General features: G+C 63.8%; 21 protein-coding genes. 11 read left to right on the top strand and 10 right to left on the bottom strand.

Annotated elements, in window-relative coordinates:
* The first annotated feature begins 179 nt into the window (after positions 1–179).
* On the top strand, positions 180–1,427 hold the full coding sequence (locus RFN30_RS14150) for a BtaA family protein (protein WP_320262703.1): 1,248 nt from the start codon (positions 180–182) through the stop codon (positions 1,425–1,427).
* Positions 1,424–2,104, top strand: a complete 681-nt coding sequence (locus RFN30_RS14145) for a class I SAM-dependent methyltransferase (RefSeq protein ID WP_320262702.1) — start codon at positions 1,424–1,426, stop codon at positions 2,102–2,104. The genes RFN30_RS14150 and RFN30_RS14145 overlap by 4 nt, the downstream gene beginning before the upstream one ends.
* Here RFN30_RS14145 and RFN30_RS14140 read toward each other — a convergent pair.
* A complete protein-coding gene (locus RFN30_RS14140; protein WP_320262701.1) occupies positions 2,098–3,486 on the bottom strand; it encodes a serine hydrolase domain-containing protein in 1,389 nt (462 codons plus the stop codon). The two genes, RFN30_RS14145 and RFN30_RS14140, sit on opposite strands and share 7 nt — an antisense overlap.
* A gap of 281 nt (positions 3,487–3,767) precedes the next feature.
* Between RFN30_RS14140 and RFN30_RS14135 the strand changes: the two genes are divergently transcribed.
* Entirely contained in the window at positions 3,768–4,559 is a 792-nt protein-coding gene (locus tag RFN30_RS14135; RefSeq protein WP_320262700.1) for a glycoside hydrolase family 25 protein, read from the top strand.
* Positions 4,560–4,732: 173 nt separating this feature from the next.
* Entirely contained in the window at positions 4,733–5,911 is a 1,179-nt protein-coding gene (locus RFN30_RS14130) for a lytic murein transglycosylase (RefSeq protein ID WP_320262699.1), read from the top strand.
* Positions 5,912–5,931: 20 nt separating this feature from the next.
* On the opposite strand, the gene RFN30_RS14125 is transcribed toward RFN30_RS14130, so the two are convergent.
* Complete coding sequence (locus RFN30_RS14125) at positions 5,932–6,825, bottom strand: LysR family transcriptional regulator (RefSeq protein WP_320262698.1); 894 nt, start codon at positions 6,823–6,825, stop codon at positions 5,932–5,934.
* A gap of 120 nt (positions 6,826–6,945) precedes the next feature.
* Here RFN30_RS14125 and RFN30_RS14120 point away from each other — a divergent pair, with 120 nt between their 5' ends.
* On the top strand, positions 6,946–7,677 hold the full coding sequence (locus RFN30_RS14120) for an SDR family oxidoreductase (RefSeq protein WP_320262697.1): 732 nt from the start codon (positions 6,946–6,948) through the stop codon (positions 7,675–7,677).
* Between the two features lie 100 nt (positions 7,678–7,777).
* On the opposite strand, the gene RFN30_RS14115 is transcribed toward RFN30_RS14120, so the two are convergent.
* Positions 7,778–8,998, bottom strand: a complete 1,221-nt coding sequence (locus tag RFN30_RS14115; RefSeq protein WP_320262696.1) for an alanine racemase — start codon at positions 8,996–8,998, stop codon at positions 7,778–7,780.
* A 211-nt stretch (positions 8,999–9,209) separates the two neighbouring features.
* Here RFN30_RS14115 and RFN30_RS14110 point away from each other — a divergent pair, with 211 nt between their 5' ends.
* The gene (locus RFN30_RS14110; protein ID WP_320262695.1) at positions 9,210–10,130 is read left to right on the top strand and encodes a DMT family transporter; all 921 of its coding nucleotides are present in this window, start codon (positions 9,210–9,212) and stop codon (positions 10,128–10,130) included.
* A gap of 379 nt (positions 10,131–10,509) precedes the next feature.
* On the opposite strand, the gene metF is transcribed toward RFN30_RS14110, so the two are convergent.
* Both metF and RFN30_RS14100 read right to left on the bottom strand, forming a co-directional pair.
* Positions 10,510–11,427, bottom strand: coding sequence for a methylenetetrahydrofolate reductase [NAD(P)H] (gene metF / locus RFN30_RS14105; RefSeq protein ID WP_320262694.1), 918 nt, complete (start codon positions 11,425–11,427; stop codon positions 10,510–10,512).
* Positions 11,427–12,449, bottom strand: coding sequence for an ArsR/SmtB family transcription factor (locus tag RFN30_RS14100; protein WP_320262693.1), 1,023 nt, complete (start codon positions 12,447–12,449; stop codon positions 11,427–11,429). The genes metF and RFN30_RS14100 overlap by 1 nt, the downstream gene beginning before the upstream one ends.
* Positions 12,450–12,585: 136 nt before the next feature.
* Here RFN30_RS14100 and tsaA point away from each other — a divergent pair, with 136 nt between their 5' ends.
* The 3 genes from tsaA to RFN30_RS14085 all read left to right on the top strand — a co-directional run bounded on the left by tsaA (position 12,586) and on the right by RFN30_RS14085 (position 14,384).
* The gene (gene tsaA, locus RFN30_RS14095) at positions 12,586–13,092 is read left to right on the top strand and encodes a tRNA (N6-threonylcarbamoyladenosine(37)-N6)-methyltransferase TrmO (RefSeq protein ID WP_320262692.1); all 507 of its coding nucleotides are present in this window, start codon (positions 12,586–12,588) and stop codon (positions 13,090–13,092) included.
* On the top strand, positions 13,089–13,403 hold the full coding sequence (locus RFN30_RS14090) for a DUF2293 domain-containing protein (RefSeq protein WP_320262691.1): 315 nt from the start codon (positions 13,089–13,091) through the stop codon (positions 13,401–13,403). Before tsaA ends, RFN30_RS14090 begins: the two co-directional genes overlap by 4 nt.
* A 138-nt stretch (positions 13,404–13,541) precedes the next feature.
* Positions 13,542–14,384, top strand: a complete 843-nt coding sequence (locus RFN30_RS14085; RefSeq protein ID WP_320262690.1) for an SDR family oxidoreductase — start codon at positions 13,542–13,544, stop codon at positions 14,382–14,384.
* Between the two features lie 36 nt (positions 14,385–14,420).
* On the opposite strand, the gene RFN30_RS14080 is transcribed toward RFN30_RS14085, so the two are convergent.
* Positions 14,421–15,038, bottom strand: coding sequence for an MOSC domain-containing protein (locus RFN30_RS14080; RefSeq protein ID WP_320262689.1), 618 nt, complete (start codon positions 15,036–15,038; stop codon positions 14,421–14,423).
* Positions 15,013–15,819, bottom strand: coding sequence for a TetR/AcrR family transcriptional regulator (locus tag RFN30_RS14075; protein ID WP_320262688.1), 807 nt, complete (start codon positions 15,817–15,819; stop codon positions 15,013–15,015). Before RFN30_RS14075 ends, RFN30_RS14080 begins: the two co-directional genes overlap by 26 nt.
* Here RFN30_RS14075 and RFN30_RS14070 point away from each other — a divergent pair.
* Positions 15,806–16,237 carry a tautomerase family protein gene (locus RFN30_RS14070; RefSeq protein WP_320262687.1) on the top strand — a complete coding sequence of 144 codons (432 nt, stop codon included), beginning with the start codon at positions 15,806–15,808 and terminating at the stop codon, positions 16,235–16,237. The two genes, RFN30_RS14075 and RFN30_RS14070, sit on opposite strands and share 14 nt — an antisense overlap.
* A 157-nt stretch (positions 16,238–16,394) precedes the next feature.
* A complete protein-coding gene (locus RFN30_RS14065; protein WP_320262686.1) occupies positions 16,395–16,961 on the top strand; it encodes a methyltransferase family protein in 567 nt (188 codons plus the stop codon).
* A 5-nt stretch (positions 16,962–16,966) separates the two neighbouring features.
* Here RFN30_RS14065 and RFN30_RS14060 read toward each other — a convergent pair whose 3' ends face one another.
* The 3 genes from RFN30_RS14060 to ettA form a co-directional block, all read right to left on the bottom strand.
* Positions 16,967–18,088, bottom strand: a complete 1,122-nt coding sequence (locus RFN30_RS14060) for a beta-ketoacyl-ACP synthase III (RefSeq protein WP_320262685.1) — start codon at positions 18,086–18,088, stop codon at positions 16,967–16,969.
* A gap of 124 nt (positions 18,089–18,212) precedes the next feature.
* Positions 18,213–18,980 (bottom strand): trans-aconitate 2-methyltransferase, encoded by a 768-nt coding sequence (gene tam / locus RFN30_RS14055; protein WP_320262684.1) that lies wholly within the window; start codon positions 18,978–18,980, stop codon positions 18,213–18,215.
* Positions 18,981–19,026: 46 nt separating this feature from the next.
* Positions 19,027–20,676 carry an energy-dependent translational throttle protein EttA gene (gene ettA / locus RFN30_RS14050; RefSeq protein WP_320262683.1) on the bottom strand — a complete coding sequence of 550 codons (1,650 nt, stop codon included), beginning with the start codon at positions 20,674–20,676 and terminating at the stop codon, positions 19,027–19,029.
* Positions 20,677–20,744: the final 68 nt, after the last annotated feature.

Genomic DNA, 20,744 nt, shown 5'->3' with positions numbered 1-20,744 from the left:
AAAGTGTGCAGCGGCTTTGGGAAAACGACATGCATGGGAACTAAAGACCAAAGCGCGTCGCCCGAATCCGGTTCAGCGCGACGGGCTTTGACGTCAACTTAACGTCAACAGGCTGTCACCCGCCTGTCACAACGCTGCGCTACCCGCTTGCGCCAACGCAAACGGGGAATCACCTTGCCATGTCGGATGTATCGGGAGAACTCGTTTTTCGGCGCGGCAAAGAAGTTGGAAAAGCCGTCTACCAGAACCGGGCTCTGTCGAAGGACGGCATTTCCGAGCGGCTTTTCGCTTTCCTGTTTTCCGGCCTGGTCTATCCGCAGATCTGGGAAGACCCCGATGTCGACATGGAGGCCATGCAGCTCGGTGCCGGGCATCGCATCGTCACAATCGCGTCAGGCGGCTGCAACATTCTGGCTTACCTCACCCGCTCGCCGGCCCGGATCGACGCCGTCGACCTCAACGCCGCGCATATCGCGCTGAACCGCATGAAGCTCGAAGCGGTGCGCCATCTGCCCTCGCAGGGCGACCTGTTCCGCTTCTTCGGCGCCGCCGACACCAGCCACAATTCGGAAGCTTACGACCGTTTCATCGCGCCGCATCTCGATCCGGTGAGCCGCCACTACTGGGAGCGCAGGAACTGGCGTGGCCGGCGCCGCATCTCGGTCTTCGACCGCAACTTCTACCAGACCGGCCTGCTTGGGCTCTTCATCGCCATGGGCCATCGCGTCGGCAAGCTGTTCGGTGTCGATCCGGCCGGTATCATGAAGGCCGAGAACATCGGCGAGCAGCGCCGTTTCTTCAATGAAGAGCTGGCGCCGATCTTCGACAAGAAGCTGTTGAGATGGGCGACGTCGCGCAAGGCCTCGCTCTTCGGCCTCGGCATTCCGCCGGCGCAGTACGATTCGCTGATCACCTCCGGCGACGGCTCGATGGCGAGCGTCCTGAAGGCGCGGCTGGAAAAGCTCGCCTGCGACTTCCCGCTGAAGAGCAACTATTTCGCCTGGCAGGCGTTTGCCCGCCGCTACCCGGAGCCCGGCGAGGCCGCGCTCCCTGCCTATCTGGAGCAGCGCAATTACAAGACGATCCGTGCCAACATCGATCGCGTCGCCGTCCATCATGCCAACCTGATCAAATTCCTCGCCGGCAAGGATGCAGGCTCGGTCGATCGCTTCATTCTGCTCGATGCGCAGGACTGGATGACCGATGACCTGCTCAACGATCTGTGGACCGAGATCACCCGCACGGCCTCGGTTGGCGCGCGCGTGATCTTCCGCACCGCGGCCGAACCCAGCCTGCTGCCGGGACGCGTCTCCAACTCGCTGCTCGATCAATGGCACTATGAGAACGAGGCCTCGCGCGAATTCTCGGCCAGGGACCGCTCGGCGATCTATGGCGGCTTCCATCTTTATGTGAAGCGCGCCGCATGAGCGCCACGGAGGTGCCGGCCAGTCATGCCGAGCTGATGGACGGTGTCTATCGCTGGCAGCGCCATATCTACGATCTAACCCGCAAATACTACCTGCTCGGCCGTGACCGGCTGATTGAGGGGCTCGACGTGCCGCAAGGCGGCAGCGTTCTCGAACTCGGTTGCGGCACGGGCCGCAACATCGTGCTGGCCGCCCGTCGCTATCCGGATGGCCGCTTCTTCGGCCTCGACATCTCGGCCGAAATGCTGGAGACGGCGAATGCCGCGATAGCCCGTGAAGGTCTGGCAGCGAAGGTCAACCTGGCGCGCGGTGACGCCACCGACTTCGACGCCAAAGCGCTTTTCGGCACTGCGCGCTTCGACCGTGTCTTCGTGTCCTATTCGCTGTCGATGATCCCCGGCTGGGAAAAAACCGTCTCGGCAGCGCTCGCCGCGCTCGCACCCGGCGGTTCGCTGCATGTCGTCGATTTCGGCCAGCAGGAAGGCCTGCCGCGCTGGTTCAGGACCTTGCTGCGCGGCTGGCTGCGGAAATTCCATGTCGAGCCCCGCGCCTCGCTGCGCGATGTCCTTGGATCGGAAGCCGAGCGGACCGGCGCAACCTTCCGTTTCAGAACGCTTTATCGCGGTTATGCCTGGCTTGGCGTGATCGGCGCTCCGAATTTGGCAGGCCCCTATTGATGTAACGCCTTCACCAGCGCCGCCACCATTGTCTGCGGCCGGTAGCCGAGCTTGGCAGGCGTCAGCCCGAGCCGCACCACGACCAGTTGCTCCGACGGGATAATGGCGACGGTCTGGCCGTCATGGCCCTCCATCCAATAGGTATCCTTGGGCAGGCCCGCGGCCGCGCCCGCGCCGGGATTATCCTCATCGCCCGGTCCCTCGATCCAGACCTGGCCCTTGCCGTAGACTTTCGAGGCCGGCGCGGGTGCCCGCATCCAGTCGACGAAACCGGCGGGCAGGATCTGCGCGCCGTTCCAGACGCCGCCCTGCAGCAGGAACTGGCCGAAGCGCGCCCAGTCATGCGCCGTGGCATAGAGATAGGACGAGCCGACGAAAGTGCCCCGCTCGTCGGTTTCGAGCACTGCACTGTGCATGCCGAGCGGCTCGAACAACGCCGTTCGCGGCCAGGCCAGCGCCTTCGCCTTGTCGCCGATCGCGTCCTGCCAAAGGCGCGACAGCATCACGGCCGTGCCGCTCGAATAGGAAAACACCTTGCCCACCTCGCCGGTGAGCGGCTTGCCATCGGCAAAGCCCGCCATGTCCGCTTCGAGATAGAGCATGCGCGTCACGTCGGCGACGTCGCCATAGTCCTCGTTGAACTCGAGCCCGCTCGACATCGCCATCATGTCGGCAAGGCTGATCGCCGCCCGCCCGTCGGCCTTCCACGGCGCGAACAGGCCCTTTTTGTCGAGCGCCATCTTGCCGTCCTTCACCAGCGTGCCGACGATCGCGGCATTCACCGTCTTGGTCATCGACCAGCCGAGCAGCGGTATCCTGGCCGAAAAGCCGTCGCCGTAGCGCTCCGCGACGATACGGCCGTTCTTCACGACAACGATCGCGCGCATGCCGGTCCCAGCCATGGCAGCATCGTCGACGATCTTTGCAACCTCCGGATTTTGCGAAGTGTCCACCCGCTCGCCGTCAGGCCAGAGCGCATCCGGCTGTGTCGCTGCACTGGGCGGCGCCATATGCAGGACGGTCTGCCGCGCCTTGCCGGTGTCGCCGTCGGGAACCGACGCGCAGCCGATCCCGTCGCGCTCGACGGCGACGCTCTTGCCCAGAACCCAAAGCAGGCCAGCCGAAACAAGCCCCCTTTCCTTGTCGACGGATACTTTCATCAGCTTGAGCAGCGGATGGCCCGGCGCCTGCACGTCGACCGCCAGCACTTCGTTCGCGTCGCGGCCGGCGATGAACACGTTGGAGCAGACGATCTTGGCCGAATAGCCGGAGCCGACACGGATCAGTTCGGGCGGCGCAAGGTAAAGCCAGGCGAACAGCGCGACCACCGCCAGCATCACGAGGCCCAGCAGCCATTTGACGAACTTCACGACAGTCCGCATCTTTTCCCGCCCTTTGGACTTTCCGGCTCGCTTTATGTCATCGATTTGCCGCCATTGCTTCCGCAAAATCATGTCCGATGTCGAGCGCCGTCAACGGATTATCAACCATGTTCGGCGATCACGGAGGGATGTCGCTCAAAAGCGCCAAGCTGCTTTGGGAGAACGACATGCGTGAAGAACGGGCGGTCCTGTGGGGCGATCGTCCGGAGGGGGCCTGCGTAAGCGACCACCATCAGTGAAGGACCCATCAGCGGCCGGCTGATCCCGGCTCGGGGGATATCATGCGCCGTCTTGCGGCCATCCTGATGCTTACGCTGTTGGGCGCCTGCTCGACCGTCGAGGATCTTTCGCCGCTGTCGCCGTCATCGCAGACGGTCGCGGTGCATGCGCCGCGTTTCGAAGATTCCAAGCCGCATGAATGGGACAGCGGCGCGCCATGGAATTACGCCATCCACGGCACCGACGTCTCCAAATACCAGACCTCGGTCGACTGGCCGACGGCCAAGGCCAGCGGCATTTCCTTCGCCTTCATCAAGGCGACCGAGGGCGGCGACCGTTTCGATGACTATTTCAACGAACACTGGGCACGCACCAAGGCCGCCGGAATCCCGCGCGCCCCCTATCATTTCTTCTATTTCTGCACGCCGGCCGCCACCCAAGCGCGCTGGTTCATTGCCAATGTTCCGAGAGACCCGTCGGCGATGCCGCCGGTGCTCGACATGGAATGGAACCCGAAATCGCCGACCTGCCGGCTGCGCCCCGATCCTGCGACCGTGCGCAGCGAAATGAGCACCTTCCTCGAAATCGTCGAGCGCCATTACGGCAAGAAGCCGATCATCTACACCTCGCTCGACTTCTTCGACGACAACCAGTTGGCGACGTTCCGCGGCTATCCCTACTGGCTGCGCTCGGTCGCCGGCCATCCGCGTCAGAAGTATGGCAGCCATCCTTTCACCTTCTGGCAGTACACCGGCACCGGCATCGTGCCCGGCATGACCGGCAAGTCCGACATCAATGTTTTCAACGGCTCGGAAGCCGCCTGGAACAAGTGGCTGCGGCAGAACACCCGTTGACATCGGCCCCCGTGCCTGCTTTTCGACACGGCGGGCGGCGATATATGCAACCGCTGGTGATGCGGAGCGGCGCGCCCCTAGGGGTGCCGAACGGCGCTCCTGAATTTTGAAATCTACGCATGGTTCTGTCCGCACCGGGCCGCGAATCATGCGCCGGTCTCGAAAGGGAAGCGATGCGATTGCGCGTTGAAATCCTGGCGGCGCTGCTGGTCGGCGCTTTCGCCTGGCCTGCGGCCGCGCAGGAATGCGGTGGCGATTTCGAAGCCTGGAAACAGGGCGTGGCAGCCGAAGCCAAGGAAGCCGGCGTCGGCGCCGTCGGCCTGGACGCGCTGGAAAAAGCCGCGATCGACGAGAAGGTGCTGGCGCGCGACCGCGCTCAGGGCGTGTTCGCCCAGACCTTCACCCAATTCTCGAACCGCATGATCTCGACTTATCGCCTGAAGCAGGGCGCGGCCAACCTCAAGAAATATGCCGACGTCTTCGCGCGCGCCGACAAGGAATTCGGTGTGCAGCCGGCCGTCATCACGGCATTCTGGGGACTGGAGACCGATTTCGGCGCCGTGCAGGGCGATTTCCATACGCTGGACGCGCTGGTCACCCTCTCGCATGACTGCCGCCGCCCTCAGCTCTTCCGGCCGCAACTGGTGCCGCTGCTGACCTTGATCGACCGCGGCGTGCTGCCGGCGGACGTCAAGGGCGCGTGGGCCGGCGAAATCGGCCAGACGCAGATTCTGCCCACCGACTATCTCGCCCGCGGCGTCGACGGCGACGCCGACGGCAAGGTCGATCTCAGGAACAGCGCGCCGGACGTCATCATGACCACGGGCGACAAGATCCTGTCGCGCGGCTGGAAGCGCGACCAGCCCTGGGTCGAGGAAGTGCGCGTTCCGGACGAGATGCCCTGGGACCAGACCGGCCGCACCAACAAGCTGCCGATCTCGCAATGGGCTGAATGGGGCGTCACCAATCCGAACGGCACGCCGCTTGTCGATAACGGTCTCAAAGCTGGCCTGGCCTTGCCGATGGGTCGCAAGGGCCCTGCCTTCCTGACCTACGACAATTTCGACGTCTATCTGGAGTGGAACCAGTCCTTCACCTATGCGCTCACCGCTGCGGTGCTCGCGACCCGTCTGGCCGGCGCGCCGCAATTCGACCCGCGCACGCCCGAGCAAGGGCTCAACGGCGACCAGATGAAAGCGCTGCAGACCAAGCTCGAAGCCAAGGGCTACGACGTCGGCACCGTCGACGGCATTCTGGGAACCAACACGCGCGAGGCGATCCGCAAGGAGCAGATGCGGCTTGGCCTTCCTGTGGATGGCTGGCCGACACCTGAGTTGCTGGCGAGGCTGTGAATGGCAGCGAGATTTCGCTACTATCGTCTCGACCGCACGAAATCGATGAATGCGCGCAGCGCCGGCGGCACAAGCCGCCGACTTGGATGGTATAGATAGAAGCCCGGAAAGCTCGGCGACCAGGCTTCGAGAAAACGGATGAGCCTGCCTTTCTCGATCCATGGCTGGACTTGATAGTCAATCATGTAGGCCACACCTGCCCCATCCAGCGCCGCGCTGAGCATCAGCTCTGTATCGTTGACGGTGAGACTTCCCTTGACCGCGATTTCCAGCGATCGCTTGCCGCGCGAAAACTCCCATCGGTAGATGTTGCCACCGCCGGGCCATTGGAAGTTGATGCAGCGGTGCTGCTGCAGGTCCTGTGGGTGACGGGGGACTGCGCGGCCCTTCAGGTAGGCCGGAGCAGCCACCGCTGCCATTTTGAGGTCGTCACTCAGCTTCACCGCCACCATGTCTTTTTCCAGCCGCTCGCCGAGGCGGATTCCGGCGTCGAAACGGCCCTCGACGATGTCGGTCAGCATGTCGTCGACGATGACAGCCAGCGCAACTTCGGGATAGGCGCGCTGGAAATCGCCGAGGGCCGGCGCGACGAAGCGCATTGCGGCAACGCGCGGAACATTGATGCGCAGCGAACCGGCCGGCCTGTCGCGCGCGGCCTGAACTTCGGCGACAGCGTCTTCCAGCTCTCCGAACGCAACGCCAAGGCGCCTAAACAGCGTCTCGCCAGCCACTGTTGGCGAGACGCTGCGCGTCGTGCGATTGAGCAACCTTACGCCGACACGCGCCTCCAACTGTCGGATCGTCTGGCTGAGCGCCGGCGGCGACACTCGCAGCCGCGCCGCCGCACGAACGAAACTGCCCTCTTCCACGATCGCCGCAAACGCCTTGAGCTCGGTGAATTCGGACCCGCGCATTATGTATTCCTGGGTTAACAAGATATTCAGATAATAGGCGATTATTCGATCAATTCCATGTCGCTATCTCTCAACCAGCCGCCACATCGGCGCGGTCGTGAAGAGGTGAAGGAATCGATCATGTCTCAGTCGCTGCAGGGCAAAACCGCAATCGTCACCGGCAGTTCACGCGGCATCGGCCGTGCCATAGCCGAGGGTCTAGCCGCCAACGGCGCGTCCGTCGTCGTCAACTATGCCGGCAACAGGAAAGCCGCCGATGATGTGGTCGCCACCATCTTGGCCAACGGCGGAAAAGCGTTGGCCATTCAAGCGGATATTTCCATTCCGGCCGATGTCCGCAGGCTGTTTGACGAAACCGAGAGCCAACTGGGCGCCATCGACATCGTGGTTGCCAATGTCGGCATCGCCGTCATCAAGCCGTACATCGAGGCGAGCGAAGCCGATTTCGACCGCGTCTTCGGCACCAATGCCAAGGGCACCTTCTTCACGCTCCAAGAAGCGGCCAAGCGTGTCCGCGACGGCGGCCGCATCATTGCCGTCTCCACCGGCGGCACCAAGATGTTCTTCACGCAGACGGCGCTCTATCTCGGCAGCAAGGGCGCAGTCGAACAGTTCGTTCGCGTGCTCTCGCGTGAGCTCGGGCCGCGCCGCGTCACCGTGAATGCGTTGTCGCCAGGCTTCACCGACACCGACCTGTTGCCGGAGCGGGATCGTGCCGTGGCGGCCGGCATGTCGCCGTTCGGCCGGATAGGCGCACCACGCGATGTTGCCGATGTCGCTGTCTTCCTCGCCAGCGACGAAGCCCGCTGGCTGACCGGCGAGAACATCCAGGCCGGCGGCGGAGTTGCCTAAAGCATGTCTCCCGAAAGTGGGAACCGGTTTCGGGATAAAGACATGCGTAAAATCAAAAACCTAAAGCGCATGGAGCGAATCTGAAAGATCGCGACGCGCTTTAGTCCGCCATCGTCTCCAGGCTCGCAAACCCTTCCGGCGCGTCACCCTCGTCAAACGGCGTTGCCAACTCCACGAACGTGTCGGGGAAGAAGCCGTTGAAGCGCGTCCTCAGCGACAGCGAATAGGCGCCGATATGGCCGATCTCGATCCAGTCGCCGGTGTCGACCGTTTCGGGCAGCCAGAACGGTCGCGACAGAATATCGACGGAATCGCAGGTCGCGCCGCAGACCTTGAACGGCACGATTGTCTTGTCGCTGCCATTGCGCGTGCGGATCGCGGGATCTGGGATGAAGCGCGCCGGCAGCGTGATCTTGCCGGTCCAGGAATCCGAGAGCGACGCCCAGATGCCGTCATTGATGTAGAGCCTTTTGCCCTTGCGCAGCAAAACGCGCACGATCAGCGACAGGCAGCGCGCCACGATCACGCGGCCGGGCTCGGCAACCAGCGGCATCTCGTCGAACTGGTATTCCTTGAGGTCGCCGGCCAGCCGCGACATGAGTTGGCCGAGCGACGGCATCTCGAGGTGCTTGCGATTGGGATCGTGACCGTACTCGGCAGGAAAGCCGCCGCCGACATCGAGCCCGGCAATGTCGAATGTCAGCCGGTTGCGCACCCAGTCGGCCGAGGCCAGCGCCCGCTCATAGGTGTCGGGGTCTTCGATCTGGCTGCCGACATGGAAGCACAGGCCAACCTTGTAGCCGGTGCGGTTGAGCCGCTCGGCGAGCTCGACCGCGTTGGCGGGTCCGGCGCCGAACTTCTTCGACAGCTCATAGGCGGCGAGCCCCTTGGTCTGGATGCGCACGAACACTGTCACCGCGCCCGGGTCGATATCGAGCGCCCGCACGACGCGCGTCAGCTTGGTGATCTCGTCCTCGTGGTCGAGCGAAATAACGCGGATGCCGTATTTCTCCAGCGCCAGCTTGATGTCCGACTGGGCCTTGACCGGGTGCATGTAGAGCATCTCGGCATCCGGCGAGACGGCGCGGACGGCGGCGAACTCGCCGGGAGAGGCGACATCGAAGGCGCCGACGCCGGCCTCGACCAGCGTCCTCAGCACGATCTGCTCGCCATTGGTCTTGACCGCATAAGCGGTCTTACCGGGGAACATACCCATGAACTGCAGGGCATCCGCCTTCAGCACCTGCGGGCGGAAGCAATAGACCGGATCGTCCGGGCGAAGCGCCAGTGCCGCCTCGCGGGCATTTTCGAATCGCTGCATGGACGAATCCTTGATCTGGGCGCGCACAATTAATCCTAGCTAGCCGCCAAAGAAAACAGTTCTGTGTCTCGCCTTCGCGATCGGCGGACCGCACCCTTTCCGCCAACGCTAAACCATCGGTCAGGTTTCGGGTGGCCCTTGCCGCTAGACCGTTTATCGATTGGAGCTGTTCGGCGGCCGAGATTGCGATCGGCCTGGGAGGGTTGACGACATGACGATGACGGCTGCCGCCGCGACGACGCGCGGACCGATGACGCTCAAGGACTGGGCGCAACTTCTGCTGCTCGGCGCGATCTGGGGCGGTTCCTTCTTCTTTGCCCGCATTGCGGTGTCGGAGATCCATCCGCTGGCGCTGGTGCTGTTTCGCGTCACGATCGCCGCGGCCGCGCTTCAGCTCTATCTGGCGGTTCGCAGCCCGTCCTTCCGCCTCGCCTTTCCTTACGCCGGCCTGTTCTTCCTGCTGGCGCTGACCAACAACGTCGTTCCCTTCTCGCTGATCTTCGCCGGCCAGACCGAGCTTGGCGCCGGTGTCGCCTCCGTGCTCAATGCCACGACACCGTTCTGGACGCTGATCCTCGCCAACGCGCTCACCACGGACGAAAAGCTCTCATGGAACAAGCTGGCCGGCATCGCGCTCGGCGTTGCCGGAACGGCCGTGATGATCGGCCCTGGTCTGGCTGCCGGCCTCGGCGGACCGGTCTGGGCCAAGTTCGCGCTGATCGGCGCCTCGCTGTCCTACGCGGTCGCCCTGATGGTCGCGCGGAGCTTCAAGGGCGTGCCCTCGCCGGTCATCGCCACCGGGCAACTGACCGCATCGACCATCATCATGATCCCCGTCGTGCTGGTTGCCTACGGCCCGGCCGGACTGCTTTCGGCCTCGCCGCCGGTCTGGGCCGCCGTGCTGGGGCTGGCGCTGCTCTCCACGGCCTTTGCTTACATCCTCTATTTCAATCTTGTCGCTTCGGCCGGCGCCACCAATGCCTCGCTGGTCACTTTGATCGTGCCGGTCAGTGCCGTGTTGCTCGGATTCCTCTTCCTCGGCGAACGGCTGCAGCTCTTCGAAATGGGCGGCATGGCGCTGATCGGACTCGGCCTGATCACCATCGACGGGCGCCTGTTCGGTCGCTGGTAGCGATGCCACGCCACGGCTTCGCCACAATTTTTTCACAACTTTTGGATCGATTTTTGCCGAAGAGTTTCAACGGCTAACGACAAATCGGCGGTCGCAAATTCCACAATCACGTCGCAATGCAGCATATTTTCCGCTTGCCTGTGACCCAAATGACTCTAGATTCCGGCCATAGCTCTTAAGAGGAGGCTATGACATGGGACTGACGAGGCCAATCAACGCATTGATGATTTGTGCTGCGTTTGCATTCATCGGCGCCCTTATCATAGGCGTTCTTCCCTGACCCGCCGAAGCCGGGAAGACCAGCACCGAGAGTAGTCCAATCAGTTCGAAAAGGCCGGGTTCTACCCGGCCTTTTCCGTTTCAATCTGGGCGACATGCATCAGGCCGCGGCCGACCCGGCCGCCTCCGCCTCATGCGAACGGATGCCGATCATGTGGCAGACAGCAAAGACCAGATCGGCACGGTTCATCGTGTAGAAATGGAAATCGCCGACGCCGCGCTCGACGAGATCGTGGACCTGCTCGGCCGCCACGGCGGATGCCACCAGCGCATGCGTCTGTGGGTCGTTCTCCAGTCCTTCGAAGCGCTCGGCCAGCCATGCCGGCACCAGCGCGCCGCAGCGCGAGGAAAAATTGGCGACCTGGGTGAAGTTGTGCACCGGCAGGATGCCCGGCACGATCGGGATATAGATGCCGGCACGCCGCGCCCGCTCGACATAACGCTCGTAGAGATCGTTGTCGAAGAAGAACTGGGTGATCGCCCGCGTCGCGCCATTGTCGACCTTGCGCTTCAGCATGTCGATGTCGGTGGCGAAATCCGGGCTTTCCGGGTGCTTTTCAGGGTAGGCCGAGACCGAGATGTCGAAATCGCCGACGCTCTTCAGCGCCCCGACCAGCTCGGCGCCGTTGGCATAGCCATCCGGGTGCGGACGATAGGCGGTTCCGACGCCCGCAGCCGGATCGCCGCGCAAGGCGACGAAACGGGTTACGCCCATGCCGGTGAATTCCTGGATGACGGCGTCGACCTGATGACGGGCCGCGTCGACGCAGGTCATATGCGCCGCCGGCGTCAGCGTCGTCTCGTTGAGGATGCGCTTGACCGTGCGCGCCGTGCGCTCCCGGGTCGAACCGCCGGCGCCGTAGGTGACCGAGACGAATCTCGGCTTGAGCGGCTCCAGCCGGGTGACGGTGTCCCAGAGCCTGGCTTCCATCTCGTCGGTCTTCGGCGGGAAGAACTCGAACGAAACCCGGACCTTGTCGCCAATGTCGGGGCGGCGGGAAAAGCGGAACTGGTTCATCAGGCTGTTTCCCCCAGTGGATATGCCTTGGCTGGAAGCGTGTCGTTGGACGGGTCGGCGATCAGCAGCCGGCGATCGCGGCCGAGCCAGAGCTTGACGGTGAGCCTGGCCTCGGCCTGCCCGCGCGGCTCGAATTCCTGGCTGTCCTCGAGATCGAGCCCTGCCTCCTCGAACCAGTCCGCGATCTGCCGGTCTGAGAAGCCGAGACGCATATGGGCGTGCTGGTCGCGCAGGAACTCCAGATTATGGGGCGCGAAGTCGACGATGACCAGCCTGCCGGCCGGACGCAGCAGCCTCGCCGCCTCGCCGATGGCCCGTGCCGGATCGTCGAGATAGTGCAGCACCTGGTGGATGGTGACGAGATCGAAGGCGTTGCGTTCGACGGGCGGCGAAAAGATGTCGCCCTGACGCACCTGCGCGTTGGCGATCCCCGCCTTGTCGAGATTGGCGCGCGCCACCGTCAGCATCTCGCGCGACATGTCGATGCCGATGCCGCGCCGGTAGAGCGGCGCAAAGATCTCCAGCAACCTGCCGGTGCCGGTACCAAGGTCGAGCATCGACTGGAACGGCCGTTTGCCGACGAGCTTGAGCAGCGCCGCTTCCACCGCGCGATCCGGCACATGCAGCGAGCGGATACGATCCCAGCTCGCGGCGTTTTCGGAGAAATATTCGGCGGCCCGGTCCTGGCGCTTGCGCTTGACCGCGGCCAGCCGCTCCAGATCGCGCACCACCTGCGGATCGGCCTCGCGCACGCCGGAGACCAGGCGCTGCACGAAATCGCGCGAGCTGTCCGTATCCGACAGTCTGAAGAAGGCCCAGGACCCTTCCTGGTAGCGGCCGATCAGCCCGGCATCGAGCAGCAGCTTCAGGTGTCGAGAGACCCGCGGCTGCGATTGGCCGAGGATTTCGGTAAGGTCGGAGACCGTGAGGTCGCCACGCGACAGCAGCACCAGGATGCGCAGGCGGCTGGATTCGGCCGCCGCCTTCAATGTATCTACCATCGTGTCGAGCGTGACGTGCATGAGCGGCTTCTCGCTGAAAGATATAAAGATATGTTTATGTCGAATTTGAAACCCTGGCAAGCCCTATGTCGCTTCCGGACAAGAAAATGGCGCAGCCATGATCCGCACACCGCGAACGGTTGAACGGACAAAGGCGATGTTCGAGACGCGCGAGGGTGAGAAGTTCCTGGAGACCGACCCGGCGGATATGCCGCCGGATGGTCATGTCGTCTTCATCGGCCATATCGTCTCGCCCTGGGTGAGCCGCGAGGATTGTCCCAAGAACATGCGCGTCGCCCGCGAGACAGGCCGGACGGCAACGGTTCTGATCGACGAGCCCTACCGCTCGGGATTGCAGAACCTCGACCGCGCCAGCCACATCGTCGTCCTGTCCTGGCTTGATCACGCGCCGCGGACTCTGATTGTGCAGAAACCGCGCCATGCCGCGGAACCGAAAGGCGTTTTCTCGCTGCGCTCCCCTGCCCGGCCGAACCCTGTCGGCCTGCATGTCGCGAAGCTTGTCGCGGTCGACATCGAGGCCGGCCGGATCGAAATCGACGCCATCGACGTGCTCGACGGCACGCCGGTGATCGACATCAAGCCATACTACGCTTCGACCGATGCCTTCCCCGAAGCGACCATCGTCGGACGCGACGAGAAATGAGCGCGCCGACCGGCCGTCGCCGCGCCATTGCCAAGGCGCTGACCGCGCTTTTGCCGCTCGCGCCCTACTCTGACATGGAAAAGATCCGCACCGATGCCGGCGCGGTGCATATGAAGACCCTGCCGCCGACGATCGCGGTATGGCTGGCAACCATCGCTCATGTCCGCCACGCTCATACCGACTACGAGAAATTGCTCGCCGAAGGCTATGACCGGGACTCGGCGCGCTTCTTCGTCATCGAGCAGACCAATGCGGTGCTGACCCGCTGGCGCGCGACGCGCCTGTTGGAGGAGGACGACGAGGACGAGTGAGGCTTGGGTAACGGCGCCAGATTAATAATTCCGGCGCCGCATCTGGAAAAACGCCGAGGGCGCCGTATATGCCGCAAACGGAGCTTCCTCCGCTTCATCCCCCGAGAATTCACGCCCGCAGGGCAAGGATCGTAGATCATGACAAACAAGGTTTGGTTCATCACTGGATCGTCTAAGGGCTTTGGCCGCGTCTGGGCCGAGGCGGCACTCGCTCGCGGCGACCGTGTCGCCGCTACCGCACGCGACGCCGGCACGCTTGCCGATCTCGTCGAGAAATATGGCGATAAGGTCGCCGCTATGGCGCTCGACGTCACCGACAAGAAGGCCGTGGACGCCGCGATCGCAGAGGCGCACAAGCGCTTCGGCCGGCTCGATGTCGTCATCAACAACGCCGGCTACGGCCATTTCGGCGCGGTCGAGGAAGTCAGCGAGCAGGAGGCCCGCGACCAGATCGAGACCAACGTCTTCGGCGCGCTTTGGGTCACCCAGGCCGCGTTGCCGATCATGCGGGCGCAACGCTCCGGCCATATCATCCAGATATCCTCGATTGGCGGCGTCAACGCCTTTGCCTCGCTAGGCCTCTATCATGCCTCCAAATGGGCGCTTGAGGCGTTCAGCCAGTCGCTCAGCCAGGAAGTCGCCCAGTTCGGCATCCATGTCACCCTGGTCGAGCCGGGCGGCTTCTCCACCGACTGGGCAGGCCCATCGGCCAAAGTCTCCAAGCCGTTGGATGCCTATGAACCGGTCCGCGCGGCGATGGCCGAACGCCGCAGCCGCGCTGTCGCCGGTGATCCCGAGGCGACCGGACCGGCGATGCTGGCGGTCGTCGATTCTGCCGAGCCGCCGCTGAGAGTCTTCTTCGGCGATGGCGGCCTGCCGATGATCCGTCAGGAATACGCCAACCGTATCGCCACCTGGGAGAAGTGGGACCATGTTTCGGTGATGGCGCAGGGCGCGAACAAGAACCGCAAGGCTGCTTGAGTGGTCTGGGCCGCACCGCTATAGCGGCGCGGCCGATCAGCCCCGATAGATCCACTGCTCCGGCACACGCACCGAGATCTCCTCGCCAGCTCTGATCGTGCCAGGCTTCTCCACCCAGGCGACGAGGCCGCGCAACCGCTTCGCCGCCTTCGGGAACAGCAGCGATCCCGCCTCGCGGTCGGCCATGCCGGCATTCTCGGCAACGGAGCGCCCGGCGATACGGCAAGGTCCGTTCTGGGCATCGACCTTGATGGTCACGCCACCCTTGAAGAACAACAGCGATCCTGCCGGCAGCATGGAAAGGTTCGGCACGCCTTCGATCAGCAGGTTGGCGCCGATCCACTCCGGCTTGATCTCCGCGATGCCCATGCGCTCCGCCACGATGGCAAGCTCGTCCGCGGCGACAAGCGACAATTGCCTCTCGTTGCGCATCTCAGTGCCGCGCGGATACCAGGGCTCGCGTCCGCCGGAACGCCGCGTCGCGCCGGCGTGAAAGTCGCCCACGATGCCGTCGAAGCCGAGCCGCAATTCCTCCACCGGCCTTGTCTCGAAGTGATCGAAGGGCGCGGCATAAAGTGCCGCGGCCTTGGCGGCAAGCTTGCGGCCCGGCACGATTTCGACGGGCGCTTCAATTGTGGACAGCAGATCCTGCATCGGCATCATCCTTCGGGGCAGCCGCTTTTCGCATCTCGGCCATCCAGGCAGCAAGGGCAGTCCCGGCCAGAGCCCTGAGATCCTCGGTCGAAGCGCCGTCGCGTGCCTGGATCGACATTCCGTGCATGACGCCGGTCAGGTATTTTGCAAATCGCTCGACGGATAGACCCGCCGGCAATTCGCCCGCATCACGCCCCTTGGCCAGCCGCGCCGCGATCGCCGCTTCGGTCGCCTTGCGATATGTCTTGAGTTCGTCCGCGATGCCTTGTGCCTGCGGCGATGCCGCCAAAGCGCCGCTGATGAACAGGCAGCCGCCGGGCTTATCCGGTCGCGTGTAAGCCTCAGCCGCCCCCGTCAACAGCAGCCGGATCGCCTCCCCGGCCGGCACCGGCGCGCTGAGCGCGTCCAGCGCAAACCCGATCTCCCGATCGTGGTAACGCGCCAACGCCCGGCGGAACAGCGTCTCCTTGTCCGTGAAGGCGTTGTAGATCTGCGGCGGTGTCAGGCCCATGGCCTCGCGCAGCATGGCAAGCGAGGTCGCCTCATAGCCATGTTCCCAGAACAGATGCATCGCGGCGTCGAGCGCTGCCTCCGGGTCGAACGCGCGCGGCCTGCCCCCACGAGGCTTCTCAGAGTTTTCCATAATGATTGATACGAAACTTATTGACTCGCTTCTTTTGATTAACGTAACAATCGATATGTAACCTGGCAAGCGGAAAGCACGCGAGCCGTTAGGACCATTCGCAGCAAGGAAGGGAGAACCCAATATGCCGATCACCATAACCGCGCCCGAAGGCGTGCTGACTGCAGCCGGAGAGCGCGAAATCCTGCCTCGCCTGAGCGCCGCACTCATCGAAGCCTCCGGAGCCACAGGGAATTCATTCTTCACCGCAATTGTCGGCGGAACGGTCAATGTCCTGCCGCTCCAGCGGATCTATGCAGGCGGAACCAACCGGCCTGTCGTCATGGTGGAATTGAAACTGCCGAACATCGGCCTGGCTTCCGTCGAGGCCCGCGAGGCATTCATCGCCGCCGCCACCGGGATCGTCGCCGACCTTTGCGTGCCGGGCCACAGGCCCGAAAACACCTGGATCAATATCCTCAATGCGCCCGACGGCGGCTGGGGCATCGGCGGCCGGCAATATTCGGGCGATGCGCTGATCGCGGCAGCGATGGCTGCCGCGCTACAGTCAGGCTGACAAAGACCTCAAAGAGGCGGTCCTCGCAGTTTTTCAAGCGCGAGGTGGCATCTCGCGGCGCGGTCTCGGGTCGTGCGTTCGTGGCGATCACGACGTTCTTACTGGCCTTTCGCCGCGTCGCATCGTTTTGATGACGGCACAAAGATGAGGGTCGAACATGCAGGTCGGACACGCAATCGCCGCGCTCTGGCTGATCTGGGTGGTGTCCTGGGCTCTTGCGGCTTTCTGGGCCGACCCAGCGCAAAAGCGCGCCGGTTTCGGGGCTGAGGCCCGATATCGCGTAATTTGGCTCGCCGGCACCGTCCTGCTGTTCGTGCCGGCGCACGGCTATGTCGGCCGCCTGCGGCTGTGGACGCCGACGCTAGCCGAGGCCTGGATTTGCGTCGCCCTGATCGCCGTCGGCATCGCCTTCGCCTGGTGGGCGCGCCTGCATCTCGGCAGGCTGTGGTCGGGCACCATCACCGCCAAGGCCGACCATCGCGTGGTCGACACCGGTCCCTATCGGCTGGTCCGCCATCCGATCTATACCGGCCTGCTGCTTTCGATCCTGGCCACCATGGCGGCGAAGGGCACCGTCTGGGGCATCGCCGGCGCCGCGCTGCTGCTTATAGGCATCGTCGTCAAGGCCAAGCTGGAAGAGAGCTTCCTGCGCGGCGAGCTCGGCCCCGCCTATGACGACTACGCCAGGCGCGTGCCGATGCTGGTGCCTTTCGCGCCGGCCTGAGCCGCTTACAACATCCTGAGCAGCGCGCCACCAATCGAATAGCCGGCGCCGAAGGCACAGAGCAGACCGAAATCACCGGCCTTCATGTCGGCATGGTTTTCCGACAGCGCGACGATCGCGCCAGCACCGGCCGTGTTGCCGAGCCGCTCCAGCACCATCGGCGCGCGGTCATGGCCGACGTCGTGGCCGAAGGCGAGCTTCAGGATCATCGAGTTCATGCGCTCATTGGCCTGATGCAGCCAGAAGCGGCGGATGCCTTGCGGCGTCAGCCCATGCTCGGCCAGGAACTCGACGATGAATTTGTGGCCGGCGACGGTGACTTCCTTGAACACCTTGTTGCCGACCTGCTTGATCAGATTGCCCTCGAGTTTGATCTGGTAGGGATCGTCCTGGGCGGTGCGGGTGTGGTAGCCGAGATTGGTGCGGATGTTGTTCGACATCTGCGTCCAGGTGCGCGTGTCGAGCACCTCGAAGCGCCCCGGCCGCTTTTCGCCCTGGTCGAGCCCTTCGACGATCATCGCGACCGAAGCATCGCCGAAGATGAAATGCGTCTGCCGGTCGCGGAAGTTGAGATGCCCGGTGATGATCTCTGGCGTCGACACCAGGATGCGCTTGTGCGCCCCTGCCCTGACCAGATTGACCGCGATGTGCAGCGCCGCCGCGGCGGATGAGCAGCCGAGCCCCATGTCGAAGCCGGCGCCCTTGGTACCCAGCGCCTCCTGCATCTCGATGGCGATCGCCGGATAAGGCCGCTGGTGATGCGAGGCCGAGCAGATCACCAGATCGATATCCGACGGTTCCACGCCGGCATGGGCGATCGCCTTCTTGGCGGATGCGATGCCGAACTCCGCCTGCAGCGACAGCGCGTCATCCGGCCGCGCCGGAATGCGCGGTGCCATCCGGGTCGGATCTAGGATGCCTTCGCGCTCGATCACATGGCGCGTCCGCACACCTGACGCCTGCACGATGAAGTCACTGTCCGATTTTTGCAGCAGCGTCTCGCCGGTGACGGCGCGGCGCGCATTCTCGGCCTCGACCCAGCTGTTGAAGCTTTCGACCAGCTCTTCATTGGTGATGACAGGCTCGGGGATTTCGGCGCCGATGCCGCTGATGATGACGCGATGCATGTCCAATCCGTCCGAGGCACGGCCTTTTGTTCCGAAGCGCGCTACCCTTGAAGCATTTGCCCGGTTTATGCCAGCTTAAACCTCTGCTGCGCGCGGCTATCGCGGCGAGTTGACCGGAAGACGGTCAAGCGCGCTTGGCGATGATGAAGATGCGCGGGAAACGCAGCAGAACCTTGCCGTTCGCCGTCTTCGGATAGGCCTTTGCGATTTTGGCGGTATAGCTTTCAAGGAAAGTCTTCTTCTCGTCCGCATCGAGCGGATCGAGGAACGGTTTTAGCCCTGTCGCCTTGACCCATTCGACGATCGCTTCCGCATCCACCAGCGGATGGTTGTAGATCGTGTGCCAGATATCCACTCGGTCGGCGAGCGGCGACAGAAGATCGTAGTAGAAGGAGACCGGCGGCAGCGGCGCGCGTGCCGCGCCCTCGAGCTTGGCCGAGAACGGCATCTCGGCGGCTGTGTCGCGCATCAGCCGATGCGAGGGCTCGCCGAGATTGTCGGGCATCTGGATGGCCAAGGCGCCGCCGGGCGCGAGCAACCCCACCAGCCGCCGGAACACCGCCGGATGCTCCGGCAGCCATTGGAAGACGGCATTGGCGAAGATCACGTCGACGGGCTGTGCCGGCTGCCATTCGGCGGCATCCGCGAGCGCGAAATTGACATTGGGCAGCCGCGCCTTCGCCTTTTCGATCATGTCGGGCGAGGTGTCGAAGCCGCTGACCTCGGCATCCGGCCAGCGCTCGACAAGCAGCTCCGTCGAATTGCCCGGACCGCAGCCGATATCGACGACGCGGCGCGGGAAATCGACAGGCACCTGCAATACCAGGTCGCGCGCGGGCCGCGTGCGCTCGTCCTCGAACTTCAGATATTGGGCGGCGGACCAGTCAGCCATTTGAGGGCTCCTCTCGTGGTTTCTCCGGCATGCCGCCCGGATACTCCTACCGCGTCAGCCGCTTGTGCGTCATGCGGTGCGGGGTTGCCGCTTCGGCGCCCAGGCGGCGCAGCTTGTCCTTCTCATATTCCTCGAAGTTGCCTTCGAACCATTCGACATGGGCGTCGCCCTCGAAGGCGAGCATGTGGGTCGCCATGCGGTCGAGGAACATGCGGTCGTGGCTGATGATCACCGCGCAGCCCGCATAGGCTTCCAGCGCGTCTTCCAACGCGCTCAGCGTTTCGGTGTCGAGGTCGTTGGTCGGTTCGTCGAGCAGCAGCACGTTGCCGCCCCCTTTGAGCATCTTGGCCAGATGCACGCGGTTGCGCTGACCGCCCGAAAGGTTGCCGACCTTCTGCTGCTGGTCGCCGCCGCGGAAGTTGAACGACGAGCAGTAGGCGCGGCTGTTGACCTCGTGCTTGCCGAGCTTGATGACCTCGGCGCCGCCGGAGATCTCTTCCCACACCGTCTTGTTCGCATCGAGCGCGTCGCGGCTCTGGTCGACATAGCCGAGCCTCACGGTCTCGCCCTTGCGGATCGAGCCGGCATCCGGCGTTTCCTGACCGGTGATCATCTTGAACAGCGTCGTCTTGCCGGCGCCATTCGGGCCGATGACGCCGACGATGCCACCCGGCGGCAGCTTGAACGACAGGTCCTCGATCAGAAGCTCGTCGCCAAAACCCTTGTTGAGACCTTCGACCTCGATGACGACGTTGCCGAGGCGCTCGCTCGACGGGATGACGATCTGCGTGTCGGTCGGCTTGCGGTTCTGCGACTGCTCGACCAGCTCTTCATAGGCCTTGATACGCGCCTTGGATTTGGTCTGACGCGCCTTCGGCGACGACTGGATCCACTCGCGCTCGCGCCAGATCGCCTTCTGGCGGGCGTCGTCCTCGCGCCCTTCCTGGATCAGGCGCTTGGCCTTGGCGTCGAGATATTTGGTGTAGTTGCCCTCGTAGGGGATGCCGCGGCCGCGATCGAGCTCGAGGATCCAGCCGGTGACGTTGTCGAGGAAGTAGCGGTCGTGGGTGATGATCAGCACCGAGCCCGGATAGTCGCGCAGGTGCTTTTCCAGCCACTGCGTGGTCTCGGCGTCGAGATGGTTGGTCGGCTCGTCAAGCAGCAAGAGATCGGGCTGTTCCAGAAGCAGCCGGCAGAGCGCCACGCGGCGCCGCTCGCCGCCCGACAGGTTGGTCACCTCGGAATCGGCCGGCGGGCACTGCAGCGCGTCCATCGCCATCTCGACCTGCTGCTCGAGGTCCCAAAGGTTGAGGCGATCCATCTCGTCCTGCAGCTTGGCCGACTCGTCCGCCGTCTCGTCGGAATAGTTCATCATCAGCTCGTTGTAGCGCTCGATGATGGCGGTCTTCCTGGCGACACCGTCCATGACGTTTTCGCGCACGGTCTTGGTTGGATCGAGCTGCGGCTCCTGCGCGAGGTAGCCCACGGTCGCGCCTTCGGCCAGCCAGGCCTCGCCCTGATACTCCTTGTCGAGCCCGGCCATGATGCGCAGGATGGTCGACTTGCCCGAGCCGTTGGGGCCGAGAATGCCGATCTTGGCGTCCGGGTAGAAGGACAGGTGGATGTTGTCGAGCACCTTCTTGGTGCCGTAGGCCTTCGACAGGCCGGACATGTGATAGATGAACTGGCGAGCCACGCGCGCTTTCCCTGGAAACTGAGGTGTCAGGTTGAATGGGGGTTGCGCGCTATGTAGGCGATGAAGCG

Origin of the sequence: Mesorhizobium dulcispinae (assembly GCF_033977345.1) — a bacterium.
GTDB lineage: Bacteria > Pseudomonadota > Alphaproteobacteria > Rhizobiales > Rhizobiaceae > Mesorhizobium > Mesorhizobium dulcispinae.
This window is presented reverse-complemented; position numbering and strand designations above follow the sequence as displayed.